The organism is Teichococcus aestuarii (assembly GCF_042651065.1).
Classification (GTDB): domain Bacteria; phylum Pseudomonadota; class Alphaproteobacteria; order Acetobacterales; family Acetobacteraceae; genus Pseudoroseomonas; species Pseudoroseomonas aestuarii.
The window spans coordinates 1-574 of sequence record NZ_JBHSCH010000185.1 but is presented as its reverse complement, the minus strand read 5'-3'; the positions used below and the strand labels follow the sequence as shown (position 1 = coordinate 574).

Annotated in this window: 1 protein-coding gene; it reads right to left on the bottom strand. The window is 28.2% G+C overall.

The window, feature by feature from the left end:
• Nucleotides 1-78 precede the first annotated feature (78 nt).
• Nucleotides 79-411: a hypothetical protein gene (locus ACFOY6_RS24280; protein WP_379652481.1), complete on the bottom strand. Its 333-nt coding sequence runs from the start codon at nt 409-411 to the stop codon at nt 79-81.
• Between the last annotated feature and the right edge of the window lie 163 nt (nt 412-574).

Below are 574 nucleotides of genomic sequence, written 5' to 3'. Positions count from 1 at the left end.
GCCATGCCACGAAATTAGCATCATGCTAGCAAGTTAAGCGAACACTGACATGATAAATTAGTGGTTAGCTATATTTTTTTACTTTGCAACAGAACCATTTATTTTATATTTAAAACTTACTTCTTGAATCATTTGTAATTGTTCAAGGTCTAAAATCACTTCAACTTCAATTTTTTCTTCATCACCTAATGTAGTATAAGCTAACGGAGTTCTTAAATTTTTATCAAAAATTTCTTCGTTTATTTCAAATTTTTCTTCAAATTCTCTTGTTCTATAGTCCTTTATATTTTCGCAAATTAATAGATAATTCATGATAAAATCTGTCGTATTGTTTACTTTTTCCATTAAAAAATACCTCCATTTTTTTATTATTTTATTTATTTTTGCTGTGTTGCAAAGCCACTGAAACAAGTCGTTATGATTGATTACAAGGATAAAAGCTATAAAATTTTTCGACTGGCTTTCAAGCCACTAAGAAAAAATTTTTGCGCCTTGTAATCATGAATAGACTTGTTAAAAGCATCATCTTTGATGATGCGTGTGAGCGTGCCAACACAAAAAAATAAATAATAAA